Source organism: Phyllobacterium sp. SB3 (assembly GCF_040009165.1).
In the GTDB taxonomy this organism is placed as follows: domain Bacteria; phylum Pseudomonadota; class Alphaproteobacteria; order Rhizobiales; family Rhizobiaceae; genus Phyllobacterium.
This window is the reverse complement of sequence record NZ_JBDYKI010000006.1, coordinates 255961-268196: the sequence shown is the minus strand read 5'-3', so window position 1 is coordinate 268196 and position 12236 is coordinate 255961. Positions and strand designations below refer to the sequence as shown.

Below are 12236 nucleotides of genomic sequence, written 5' to 3'. Positions count from 1 at the left end.
GTTGTCAGCTCCATTTAACGGGTTGATTTTCCACGGCTTCGGCAATTGCCTGCGCGACTTCATTCGTCGTGGCGGTTCCACCGCAATCTGGCGTGAGCTTGCCCGTTTTTATAACCGTCTCCATCGCCGCCATGATCGACCGGGCTGCGTCGGCTTGTCCGAGTTGTTCCAGCATTAGCGCCCCCGACCAGATGGTCGCGAGCGGATTAGCCAATCCCTTACCGGCAATATCCGGCGCTGATCCGTGAACCGGCTCGAACATGGACGGCACCCTGCCCCGCGGATTGACGTTCGCGGATGCCGCAAAGCCGAGACCGCCTTGGATCGCGGCGCCGATATCGGTCAAGATATCTCCGAACAGGTTAGAGGCGACGACGACATCAAGCGTTTCCGGGTGCGTTATGAACCGAGCTGCAATGGCATCGATGTGATAGCTGGTGACCTGCACATCGGGATATTCGGGTGCAAGACTTCTGGTGACATCGTCCCAAAAGACCATACTGTGTTTCTGCGCATTCGACTTGGTGACGGAAGCCAAACGCTTGCTGCGCTTTCGCGCCTGTTCGAAAGCATAGCGAAGAATGCGCTCAACCCCGTTGCGCGTGAAGATCGAGGTTTCGACAGCGACTTCGTCGGGTGAACCGATATGGACGCGTCCTCCGGCACCGCTGTATTCGCCCTCGGTATTCTCGCGAATGCAGAGGATATCGAAATCATTCTTGCGAAGCGGTCCCGAAATGCCGGGCAAAAGCCTGTGCGGACGCGCGTTGACATAGAGGTCGAATGCCTTGCGAATTGGCAACAAAAGGCCATGAAGGGAAACGGAATCAGGTACTTTGGCCGGCCAACCTACGGCACCGAGCAGAATGGCGTCGAAGGGACGCAGAATCTCGATGCCGTCTTCCGGCATCATACGGCCGGTCTTGATATAGTAATCGCAGGACCATTCAAAACTCTGGCTTTTCAACGCGACACCGTGGTTCTTCGCGGCAGTTTGAAAGATCGGCCAGCTGGATTCGATGACTTCGGGGCCGATCCCGTCGCCGCCGATCATTGCTATGTCGTAGGTTTTCATGTTGTCCTGTTTATATCGGAATAGATGACGAGAAGAAATGGTTACGTGTCAGCCACGCATCGGGTGTGCCGGCTGTGCGCGCGTTGAAGAGTCGCAGAGTGCCGACCCCGCATCAACCTCCCTTAGAGGAGTAAATTGTCCATAGCTTCCGTCATGATAAAGGACGGATGTCGAGCCCTGGATCGAAACTTGGCGCACATTCCCGATAATGATAACGTGCGTTCCGTGATCGACGGCCTTTGCGATACGGCAGGTGATATTAAGTCGCGCATCCGTGAGAATGGGCGGGCCGACGCCATCGTCAGTCCAACTTCCGTGCAGAAAACGCCCTGACCCTTGCGGGGTGCGCCCAGCAAATTCCGCTGCAATGGTCTCATGGCACGGCTGGAGGACATTTATACAGAAATCTGTAGCTCGAGAAGCATGCGCATAGAAACTGCTGGAGCGGTTGACACAGACAAGCAGCGACGGAGGGTCCATTGCAAGTGAGGATACTGCGGTGACCGTCGCGCCGGCCACAGCGTCTCCATCCTTGCATGAAACAATGCTAACGGCTGCGGGAAACAGACGCATAGCCCGACGAAATAACGATTGAAGTTCTGCATCAAGCATGATCGAGTACCCGGTAAGAAATGAGTATCGTTCGATCGTGCCGCCATCTCAAAAATTGCGCAAACGCTAATTCATGACCTGTTCATTAGTATTGCTTATGCATCTTTCGAAAGTCTCAGGAAGCTATGTTTCTCACCTGTATAGATGCGTAATATCAAGTTTGAACCGTGCCACAAGGGCTGAGGGACAGGACACCGAGGCGTCGCAAAGCGATGATGGTCGAATGGCATAGCTATCGACCAACATCTTGATGACTCCAAAAGCATCAAGCGTCTAAGACGCGACTCGCGACATCCCCGACGCTTTTTTTCGAAGGTTGATATTGAACGATCGATGCGCATCAGCCAGCGTAGTAGCGGTAACGGCGATGACGCCGATTACGATTAGCATCATTTCGAATGCAGCGGACCAAGGGAAGCTTTCCCCGAAAAAGAAGACAGCGGTTTCGCGAAAGTCCCAATACGCTGGTTCGCGTCGAATACAGGCTTGTCCTGCAGACTGACTCCCTTGGTTTGGGGCCCGCGGCTATGCGGCGCTCGATTACTAACGTGAGAACTGGACTCTGCTCAGCGCCAGACGATCGGGCTGCCGCTTCTCGAGATTCTAGTCAATAGTGACTGCTAAGTAGCAAGAACTTGGGTCGACTGTTAAGGGTCGTGCCAATTCAAGTTACGTCGCAACCTGCCGTCAAATGGCGCCGATTTTTTACGCCCGCTCTGCTCCAATCCTGCACCTTGCCGGATTTCCTGTCCATCGGGCGGCTCTCAGTTTTATCAGCAAGTGACTGAAAGGCGACGTGAATTGATGGATAAATTTCGGTGGATAGGGTAGACAAACCACTTTTTGAGGGTGTCGTAGATGATAGCGAGCAGTTTTCGCGCTGTTGCGATTATCGCTTTTCCGGCGCCACGCCGATCCTTGATGCGGTGATAATAGGTGTTGAGGTACCCGGAATAGCGAATGGCGACCAAGGTGCACTGGACCAAGGTGGTGCGGGCAAGCCTGTCACCGCGTTTGGTAATCCTGCCGCGATTGTCGGTATCGTTGGACTGGCTCACCCTTGGAACAATCCCGAGATAGGCCGCCAGCTTGTCGGCACTGTCGAAGTCATTGACGTTGCCGATGGAGGTCAGAAGCACAGCTGCAGAGCGTGCACCCACGCCTTTTATGGAGCTCAGCCCTTCGTAGCCTTCCAGTTTGGCCGCCGCCGTTTCAATCTCCTTGTCCATCTTGGCAAGCGCTTCTGTCAGGCTCAGCGCCTGATCGCGAATAATGGTCAGTTCGAATTGCTCCAGCGTCGAGAACCGCTTGATCTCAAGCTTTTCCAGTGCCCGCTTCGAGCCGAGGCTTTCCTTTTTGATCTTGATACCGTGGCGGGTAAACTGGGCGTGGATCTTGTTCACAAGCCGCGTGCGCTGCTTGACCAGGAGATCGCGGGTATGGGTCAACGAGGCAAGCTCGCTTGTCGCAACAGTTTTTACCCGGGTTTCCGGCAACATGTCCTTCGACAGGAAGAAGGCCAATGCACGTGCATCGTTTTTATCATGTAGGATTTTAGTCGACCGCAGAAGCGAAAGGGCAGCGGCCTCGCCACGGCTTGCGGTTCAGCTGTCCAAGGTCGGATAATCGGTATAACCCTTCGGGCCGGAGCCGTAGTAGGTCGCGTAATCCCCTTCGTTCAATGGTGCGTCCTCGGCGAAACGTGGGGGGAGGTCCGGGTTTGCGATGAACTTCGCCGCATACGAGACGAGATCAGCCGTTCCGGACTGCAACGCCGCCTCACCCTTCTCCTTGTCATAGCCGCCATTGGTGATGACGGTGCCGCGGAACACCTGGCGGAGATCCTGCGTGGGGTGCTCAAGAACCATTCCCGTTTTAAGATCATCGGGATTCGGTTCCATGACATGGATATAACCAATGTCGAGACCGTTCAGAGCGTTCGCGACGTAGCTGTACGTTCCAAGGGCATCGCTGTCGGATTGGCCGTAGAACGTCGCGGAAGGAGACAATTTTACGCCGACATGTTCCGCGTCCCAGCTGCCGATCATCGACTCGACGACTTCCAGCATGAACCGGGCTCGGTTCTCGACGGAACCACCATACGCATCGGTGCGGATGTTGGTGCCGTCCTTAAGGAATTGTTCCGGCAAGTATCCGAATGCACCATGCAGCTCGACGCCGTCGAAGCCGGCGCTTCTTGCGTTGCTGGCGCCGCGGCCGAAAGCTTCGATCAGAGGCGGGATTTCGGAAAGCTCTAGCGCGCGAGGCGTCGGGAAGTCGATCCGTCCGTTCGCCGTATAGAGTTGGCCCTTGGCGGTTATCGCTGAAGGGGCCACCGGAAGTTCGCCGCCGGGCTGCTGGTCGGGATGCGAGATGCGACCGCAGTGCCAAAGCTGAAGGTAGATTTTGCCTCCCGCCGCGTGCACGGCCTGGGTGACTTTCCTCCACCCTTCCACCTGCGCTTCGCTATAAATTCCCGGCGCGTGAATGATACCGGCACTATCCTCCCGGACCGCGGTGCACTCGGTGACGATGAGGCCGGCGGACGCTCTCTGCTCATAGTATTCGCGCATCAAGTCCGTTGGAACACGGTCATCATCAGCCCGTGTTCGGGTCATGGGCGCCATGACGATCCGGTTCCTAAGAGTCTGGCTTCTGAGTTGGTAGGGTTGTTGCAGCATGTACGTTTCCAATCTTGACCACCCCTACCGACCACTGCCTTCATTGGCTTTGATCGGGAACCGCACACGGCTATATCAGCGGCGGCCATACCGGGATCTGTTGATGCTGTTTCAAGATATGGGAGTGCGCGACGACGCCATAAACCAGGCGAAGCGGAAATGACTGTTCCATCAATGGCGCAATGGAAAGGCCGCGGGCGAGCCCGCCTACCGAAGATGTTCTCGAAGGAAGTGGATGAAGTGCTGCGTCTTCGCCGGAAGAAGCTTGCTCTCGGTCAGCACGAACACGGGCGCAGGCTCGCCGTGCCAGTCCGGGAGCACCCGCCGAAGGCGCCCGTCAGCAACTTCCTCGCAAACCAGCTCCTCCGGTATCAGCACGACGCCGACATCGAACGCCGCGAGCCTTTGAGACATGCCCGGGCTGTTGAGGCGGATAGCCTGGGTTTGTTGACGGGCATGGCCAACAGAGCCGGAACGGCATTGTAGTCCGAGGTCTCGCCACCCGTCAGGATAAAGCCAAGAGGGCGTCCCTGACCGTCCGCTCTGGCATGGACTTTTGTCGTAAAGCCGCCGCGTGATCGACCAAAAGCCTCCTTATGAGTCCCCCTTTAGCGCCCGCTGCCTGCGAATGCCCGCCTCAAGCACCAAGGTCTTGTCATCGGCGACCTGCTGATTTCTCCAGCTTTCACGGCTGGCTTGAGTGCCGTTACAGGTAAAACGGGAATCGAAAAGGACCGGGAAGAGCGTTACGATGGCAACGCAACTTTCATAGGCTTCCTCGGGCCTGAACTGTCGTTCCGCTGGAGGGGCGCGCCGAATCTCGAACTTACGTGGCAGCTGCACCATCGTTCGGGCGGCGGCGGCACGTTCGGCGATATGGGAGGAACTTCGAATGCCAATACGATAGGCATACGCTACAGGTTCTGACGCACTGCATAAAAACGGATCTACTCGGAACCATCGCCTTCTTTTCTCGTTGACTTCACTGTCGGGCAAGCACTGAACATGTTTGAGAAAGCTACTCGACAAGGGGCTCAGTATCGTCAACAGGTCAAACTGTAAGGCAATCTGGGCCCCACTTATTGCTGCACGATAGCGTGGACTCGGCTTGCGTTGTACGCGCCCGCAAGTCGGGTTCATTCTTATGGAATACGATCATTGCATCAGACATCAACATTTGGGCCCTAGGCCACTGGTATCCACGGCTGCAGAAGTGGCGCAAAGGCAAGATGCGGCGCAGGGCTTAAAACGAAAAAAGCGCCGTCCAATCCCGGAGGACAGGGCGGCGCTGATTGATAGGATCGCAGTCTTTTAGCATTACAGTTGCGTTATTTTCTGTAGTGTGAATCTATAGGTCTCCATGATTCGGAGGTCATGGATGATGGGTGCATCAATCGAGACGACGTTGGAACTTTGGGCATCGTCGCTGCGCGACGTAAAGGCTCGTATTCGTGGGCTGTTTACGCAGGAGCGCGTTGCAGCTTCGGCCAACCTTTTCCTGGACGGTTTGCTGGGTGACGAGCGCCGTAAGACAGGTTGGATGCGCGCTGAGGCAGCTGGTGATTCAGGCCCTTGGAAGCAACAAGCTATTCTGGGTCGCGGACGGTGGGATGCCGATGAACTGCGCGACATCGTGCGAGGGTATGTCATTGAGCACCTTGCTACTGATGAGGCGGTCCTTGTTATCGATGAGACCGGCTTTCTCAAGCAGGGTAAGGCATCCTGCGGAGTTTCGCGTCAATACACAGGTTCGGCAGGCAAGATAACGAACTGCCAGATCGGCGTGTTCGCCGCCTATGTGTCATCTCGCGGGCATGCCTTTATCGATCAAGCCCTCTACTTGCCCAAGAGTTGGACCAGCGACCCTGCGAGGCTTGCCGCCGCTCATGTTCCTGAAGCTGTAGTCTTCGCCACCAAGCCAGCCCTTGCCGTCGATATGATCGGGCGTGCGCTGGTCGCCAATGTGCCGTTTTCATGGGTGGCTGCAGATGCCGTGTATGGCGTCGGGGACGTCGAAGGAGCCCTGCGCCGCGCCTGCAAAGGCTATGTTCCGGGCGTTAAATCGGACCACCATTTCGGCTCTTGGTCGGGCAAACCTGCGGTCGCAGGCACGGCTCAGGAGATCGCACGCGGTCTTGACCCAGATACGTGGCAACGTCTTTCTGCTGGTGACGGTACCAAAGGCGCAAGGCTTCATGACTGGGCCTACTGCGAACTGGCCGATCTCGATGCCGACGAATACAGTGATACGCAAACCGGGCTTTGGACGCGTGGCTTGTTGATCCGGCGCAATATCAGCGATGGTGATCTTGCATTCTTCACGACCTGGTGCCCAACCGGAACAGGCATTCAGACGCTCGTTTCCCTCGAAGGTCACCGTTGGGCAATCGAAGATAGCTTCGAGACCGCCAAGAACGAACTCGGCCTCGATCACAACGAGACCCGCTCGTGGCATGGCTGGCATCGCCATGTCTCTCTCGTCATGCTCGCCTTCGCAATGATGGCTGTGATCCGATATCGCGCCAATAACGCGGCGCCCCAAAAAAGACCGCGGATGCCGACCATCAAGATCTGATCCGCTGGTCCATACAAGAAGTCCGACGTATCGCAAACAAGCTTGCCCAGCGGCGTATAAAGCCCGCTTACGTCATCGCATGGTCATGTTGGAGACGAGCACATCAAGCTGCTGCGCGACGAGCGCATTTGAAAGTTAAAATGCAACTGTAATGCTTCTGTAATGGGCCTTTGTTCGTCAAGTCCCTCATTACCAAAATCTCGTCACCAGGATCATGCTTCTGTCCGTGGTCAACACCAGGGTCGCCACACCATGCCATAAGATCAGAACCGGCAGGTCAATCTAGGCAGCGTGATTGCCAAAGCATCACAGCACTACTTACGACCTTGCCAAGCTCTCGTCCCGGTGACGGGACCTTCATTGAGACGAACCTAAAATTACCTCGTCTCGATACTGTCTGTCTATGCCGCAGAGGCTTGCTTGCCCCAGCGGAATTCGCTCTCGTTCATCCACATGCGATGAAGGATCGTCGCAAGCTTGCGGGCCAGCGCAACTTTCGCCCGTCTCATGCCACGCCGCTTTGCCACGTCGACTGCCCACCGCTTCAGCGTGGAGAATTTGGTGGCGCGGGTCAGTATGATGTGGGCCGCCTCGTAAAGGGCAGTGCGCACCCTAGTGTCCCCGACCCGGCTGATGCCACCGTCCAGGTCCGTTTCGCCCGATTGGTACTTCTTCGGCGTCAGTCCGAAGTACGCGCCAACAGTTTGGGATTTTGCAAACCGACCTGGGTCATCGACCGCCGAGCGATAGGTGATCGCAACGAGCGCACCCACGCCCGGGGTGGTCATCAGTCTTTGGCAGACCCGATCCTGCCGAACGATCTTCAGCATCTCGCGATGCATTTTGGTAAACTCGGTCCAAAGCGCATGACGGGCCTGCAACATAGCGCCTATCACGGTCTTCAACACCGGATGTCCCTCGACGAGCTCCAATATTCGTGCTTCAAATCGGCCGCGGCTCACCTCGCCAACCTTCAAACCATAGCCACGCAAAATGCCCCGAATGCTCAACTCGACGTCACGCAATTTGGCTTGCAGCAGCTTGCGGCCGACCAGAAGTGCCCGAACATCCTGAGCTCCAGGGGACTTGGCATGCACCGGACGATACCATCCCATTCGCAACAGTTGTGCGATGCCACGTGCATCTTTCCTGTCCGTCTTGATGATCATCGCCGACAGGGCGGCCTTCACGTGACGGGTTTCCAGTAGAACAACATCAAAGCCAGCATTCGTCAGGCCTTCATACAGCCATTGAGACAATGGGCCTGCCTCAAGCCCGACCCGCTTCAAAGCAAACCCCAGCGAAACCAGGTGTTCGATGAACGCATCCGGATCGCTCGCCACCTTCGTCTCGCGGATGATCTTGCCTGCAGAATCCACCAAACACACACTGCTTGCTTCCAAAGAAACGTCAATTCCGGCATAGTAATCCATGGCTGTTCCTCGCTTGATGTTTGGGGCCGACCCGTTCGGACCCCGTTTCAACATCGTCATTCTGAGGGACAGCCACCAATCTGGCTACAATCTCGGAAGCGCCGGCCCATTACGGCATCTAGTGAAATTCTAGAAGAATGTTTCATTACTTCTTGGCGAAAGGCTGCTTGTCCTTTGCAGTTGCGAGCGTCTTGCCGCTTGCATCAAGCGCTTTCACGGTGATCGAATAATAGTGTGTCCCCAACGGTGGGCACGGGCCTTTGTATTTAACGGCACCATAAGGCAGTGCAGCTTGACCAGTGTACGTTACCTTGCCACCACCATGACTGAATCCAATAGCATTGGTATCAATCATTCTTACGTCCAGCTGAGTTGTGCCAGCTGGCACGTCCGTCAGCTTGATCGGTGGCGTCTTAGAGTCGAAACACTTTTTGGTTGGGCCCCATTCAAACGATATGCCCATGGCAGACGCGCCGGTCATCATCGCTACGGACAGACATAGTACCAATGCTATTCTCAATTTATCCCCCTAGGTCCAGTATGGAATCATTAGAGGCTATGAGACGACAAGACGACGGGCAATGGCTCTAAATCCAATTGCTTAGATTGGTTGCGGTAGATCGGATTCGAACCGATGGTGTCTGGTTTATGAGACCAGCGAGATAACCACTTCTCCACTCTGTAGAAACTGAAAAATTATGACAAAAACTCTTGAAACGCGGTTTTCCCAGGATTATAATTCTGGCCATCCAAACAACCCAAATGCTACCCCGCGATGAACCGCGGGCGCAGTTTGTTATTCTTCAGGGAGTGGCAAAACATGGAAGGACTGCCTCAAAAAACCTCTGTTAATCGTGTAGCTCCACCGGAGCTTCTTATCAAGATCAAGGCTCAGACGGTTCGAGATTACTCACCGCCTGAAACCATCTCCGAGATATTACGCAAGGCCAAAGGCGGTTGTATGCGCCGCCGCGTACGATCTTCAGGAAAAGCCTGATACACCTGACCTATTTTTCTGTTCACCATTCTGGAGGAATTGATGAACTTCTATTTCGAAAGCCCAATCTTCGTAAAAGATGGATGGCGTATTGTTCGCGAAATCGCAACACTTGATGATGCGATTGAATTCTTGGACAACTGGCCAGAACCGCATCGCGATCTAATTCATGAAACTGCCTGGCGCACTTGCTGCGAAGCATTCGACGGCCATAAGCCATTGAGCGTGGCTCACTCGGCATTCCAAGGCTTTGCACGGAAGAAGAAAATACTTGAAGATCCTGCGTCGGTAATGCCGTGGATCATGAATGCAAAATCTGGCGGAGGACTGATGACTGCTTGACTATACGGGACCGTCTCACGCGGGCGGTCCCCTGCCTTTTAACCGGCTGGACAGGGCATGAGCTAATCTGCCACCAGGATAGCGAGTGGCCAAGCTATTCGTTCGCGATCCACAGTCGCATTTTGGCAATGCGGCTTTTGAGGCTTCGAGCTTACCTGAGGGGCACTGAGATTTGGAGAATAGCTTTCTGTGGAGGATGTACTTGGTCTACGCACGCCATAGTCACCAATCCCCAACCAGACCAAAAATCCAGATTTTTGTGAAATTTCCCATTTCCAGCCCCTTCGGTAACAGCTTAGCTTTTTTAGAATTCTAAGTCCATTAGCCGACGGATATGAGGCAAGCGCTACCGGGTAATCCCCCCGCAAATTAATGGGCTTCAAAAGTAGAATTTTCTCGGCAATATGATCGAGGAGATGGCATGAATGGTCAACGCGCAGGTGTCATTCCAGATTCTAGAGGACAAGCCGGAATTTGGCAAAACCGTCCAGGCCGTCTCCGGCGTCCTCAATCCTGACACTCTTTAAATCAGCAAGAAATTGCTTTCCTTTGGGACCGCTTTCAAAGACGGCCGTTGTTCCGGGCAGCGATTTAAACTTCCAGTTGGCGTCAGCTGACGGGTTGATCGTGCCTTCCTCGACAATATAGCGGACGATGACATCGCGGTTTGTGTCCGGCGCTACGAAGATGACCTTGTCGGCAGCAATATCAGGGAACTTGCCCCCGCCGCTGGCACGATAATTGTTGGTTACAACGACAAACTTCTGTTTTGAATCAATTGGCTCTCCTTGAAACTGAAGGTTTTGGATTCGACTGGACCGGGCATTGATTACCTGCCCGTCATTGTCGAATTTGCGTTCTTGCGAGACATCGATCTCGTAGGTCACACCATCGATAATATCGAAATTATAAGAGGGGAAATCAGTATTGAGCAGCGGCGTATCTTTCGACCCTGCCGGTATGTGATTGAACATACCGGCAGACATTTCCAGCCAGTTCCTTACTTGTTCGCCAGTGATGGCGACGGCTTGTACTGTGTTGGGATAAAGGTAGAGATCGGCGACATTTTTGATAGCAATGTCACCGGCAGGAACATCGGTATAGTAGTCGGCTCCACCACGCCCACCTGCCTTGAATGGAGCCGCAGCTGATAAAACAGGCAAGTCCCTGTGCTCTGTTTCCTTAAGCATTTCCTTTATGTACCAGGTCTGTGCCTGAGACACGATCTGCACGGAAGGGTCGTCGGCGACCAGTGCAAAATAGGAATAGAGCGGCGCGGATGTTTTGCCTACGGGCGTGCGCACGTAAGTCAATGTCGCTTCGTGTTCAGCTTTGGCTGCTTCAACGACTTCTGGCTTGTCCGCGACATCCGCAATCACCTTTTTCGCATCATCACGATGATAAATCGGACGAGCCTCCGCTGTAAAATCACTGATTTTCCAGTTCTTTCCGTCTCTTTCAAGCAGCAGATCGATCAGTCCGAGATGAGAGCCCCAAAAACCGGCCATGACGGCTGGTTTTCCCGACAGCGTACCTTTGACCGGATCTGCACCGGCAATTCCGTCCCAACTCTTTGGACCGGGAAAAACCAGATGCTGATGTCCCGTAAAGATTGCGTCAATGCCGTCTACCGCCGCAAGGTAAAGCGAGGCATTCTCCATTCGATCGGACCGGGATGCTCCATCAATGCCTGAATGGGACAATGCAACAATAATATCGGCGCCTTCTTCTTTCATGACTGGCACCCAGGCTTTGGCTGCCTCGACGATATCGCGCGTTTGCGCCTTTCCTTCGAGATTTTTGACATCCCACAACATAATTTGCGGAGGCACAAAACCAATAAACCCTATCTTTATCGGATTTTCTTCGCCTGAACCGTCCTTGATCATCTTTTCGATGATCACATAGGGCTTGAAGAAAAGTTCGTCCTGTTTTGGATCGGCAGCCAACGTTCCCTTCGTCAGATTTGCGCAGACATAAGGGAAGTTTGAGCCGCCAACGACCCTGAACATATAATCAAGGCCATAGTTGAACTCATGATTGCCCAGTGTTCCAACATCATAGCCAAGTACATTCATAGCTTTGATGACAGGATGAACGTCGCCTTCTTTCATGCCCCGCTGATACGCGATGTAGTCTCCCATCGGATTACCCTGAAGAAAGTCGCCATTGTCGATCAACAGGGAATTGGTAGCCTCTGCACGTATGGAATCCATGATCGTTGCCGTGCGGGTCAACCCCATCGTATCATTAGGTTTGTCGGCGTAATAATCATACGGGAAGACGTTCACATGAATGTCCGTCGTTTCCATGAGACGCAAATGAGCTTGATCGGATGCTGCCCGGGCAGAAAACGGATGCAGCAACAAGAGGGCAGATGTTGCGGCCATGCCGCTCAACAGAGAGCGGCGGGAAATCGGGTGAAGCCCAACAAAATCAGACATGGAACATTCCTTCAAAAACCTTGTGTGTGACCCAATCGGGGGACACTAAAATGATTTAATTAGGAATGCACCCGTAA

The 12236-nt window shown here is 54.2% G+C and carries 12 protein-coding genes, 1 tRNA gene and 1 pseudogene; 5 read left to right on the top strand and 9 right to left on the bottom strand.

What is annotated here, in order from left to right:
- Window positions 1-4 precede the first annotated feature (4 nt).
- From ABKW30_RS22130 to ABKW30_RS22115, 4 genes are all read right to left on the bottom strand, one after another.
- Window positions 5-1075, bottom strand: a complete 1071-nt coding sequence (locus tag ABKW30_RS22130; RefSeq protein ID WP_348601072.1) for a tartrate dehydrogenase — start codon at window positions 1073-1075, stop codon at window positions 5-7.
- Between the two features lie 48 nt (window positions 1076-1123).
- Window positions 1124-1648 carry a flavin reductase family protein gene (locus tag ABKW30_RS22125; RefSeq protein WP_348601123.1) on the bottom strand — a complete coding sequence of 175 codons (525 nt, stop codon included), beginning with the start codon at window positions 1646-1648 and terminating at the stop codon, window positions 1124-1126.
- A gap of 812 nt (window positions 1649-2460) precedes the next feature.
- Window positions 2461-3240, bottom strand: a complete 780-nt coding sequence (locus tag ABKW30_RS22120; protein ID WP_348601122.1) for an IS110 family transposase — start codon at window positions 3238-3240, stop codon at window positions 2461-2463.
- Window positions 3241-3291: 51 nt separating this feature from the next.
- Window positions 3292-4368, bottom strand: a complete 1077-nt coding sequence (locus ABKW30_RS22115) for an alkene reductase (RefSeq protein ID WP_348601071.1) — start codon at window positions 4366-4368, stop codon at window positions 3292-3294.
- A 159-nt stretch (window positions 4369-4527) separates the two neighbouring features.
- On the opposite strand from ABKW30_RS22115, the gene ABKW30_RS22110 reads away from it, so the two are divergent.
- Window positions 4528-4854: a hypothetical protein gene (locus ABKW30_RS22110; protein WP_348601070.1), complete on the top strand. Its 327-nt coding sequence runs from the start codon at window positions 4528-4530 to the stop codon at window positions 4852-4854.
- On the opposite strand, the pseudogene ABKW30_RS22105 reads toward ABKW30_RS22110, so the two are convergent.
- Window positions 4854-4961, bottom strand: a pseudogene (locus tag ABKW30_RS22105) (IS5/IS1182 family transposase); the annotation flags it as partial. The gene ABKW30_RS22110 and the pseudogene ABKW30_RS22105 sit on opposite strands and share 1 nt — an antisense overlap.
- A 103-nt stretch (window positions 4962-5064) precedes the next feature.
- Between ABKW30_RS22105 and ABKW30_RS22100 the strand changes: the two are divergent.
- Together ABKW30_RS22100 and ABKW30_RS22095 are read left to right on the top strand one after the other, a co-directional pair.
- Complete coding sequence (locus tag ABKW30_RS22100; protein ID WP_348601069.1) at window positions 5065-5295, top strand: hypothetical protein; 231 nt, start codon at window positions 5065-5067, stop codon at window positions 5293-5295.
- Window positions 5296-5728: 433 nt separating this feature from the next.
- Window positions 5729-6943, top strand: a complete 1215-nt coding sequence (locus tag ABKW30_RS22095; protein WP_348601068.1) for an IS701 family transposase — start codon at window positions 5729-5731, stop codon at window positions 6941-6943.
- Between the two features lie 401 nt (window positions 6944-7344).
- Here the strand turns inward: ABKW30_RS22095 and ABKW30_RS22090 are convergent, their stop codons facing one another.
- The 3 genes from ABKW30_RS22090 to ABKW30_RS22080 all read right to left on the bottom strand — a co-directional run bounded on the left by ABKW30_RS22090 (window position 7345) and on the right by ABKW30_RS22080 (window position 9056).
- Complete coding sequence (locus ABKW30_RS22090) at window positions 7345-8376, bottom strand: IS110 family transposase (RefSeq protein ID WP_348601067.1); 1032 nt, start codon at window positions 8374-8376, stop codon at window positions 7345-7347.
- A gap of 145 nt (window positions 8377-8521) precedes the next feature.
- Window positions 8522-8896, bottom strand: a complete 375-nt coding sequence (locus tag ABKW30_RS22085; protein ID WP_348601066.1) for a phospholipid-binding protein — start codon at window positions 8894-8896, stop codon at window positions 8522-8524.
- Window positions 8897-8983: 87 nt separating this feature from the next.
- Window positions 8984-9056 (bottom strand) — tRNA-Met (locus ABKW30_RS22080).
- Window positions 9057-9196: 140 nt separating this feature from the next.
- On the opposite strand from ABKW30_RS22080, the gene ABKW30_RS22075 reads away from it, so the two are divergent.
- On the top strand, window positions 9197-9373 hold the full coding sequence (locus ABKW30_RS22075; RefSeq protein ID WP_348601065.1) for a hypothetical protein: 177 nt from the start codon (window positions 9197-9199) through the stop codon (window positions 9371-9373).
- A 42-nt stretch (window positions 9374-9415) separates the two neighbouring features.
- Window positions 9416-9715, top strand: coding sequence for a DUF982 domain-containing protein (locus ABKW30_RS22070; protein WP_348601064.1), 300 nt, complete (start codon window positions 9416-9418; stop codon window positions 9713-9715).
- A 455-nt stretch (window positions 9716-10170) separates the two neighbouring features.
- Here ABKW30_RS22070 and ABKW30_RS22065 read toward each other — a convergent pair whose 3' ends face one another.
- Window positions 10171-12159: a bifunctional 2',3'-cyclic-nucleotide 2'-phosphodiesterase/3'-nucleotidase gene (locus ABKW30_RS22065; protein WP_348601063.1), complete on the bottom strand. Its 1989-nt coding sequence runs from the start codon at window positions 12157-12159 to the stop codon at window positions 10171-10173.
- Window positions 12160-12236 lie beyond the last annotated feature (77 nt).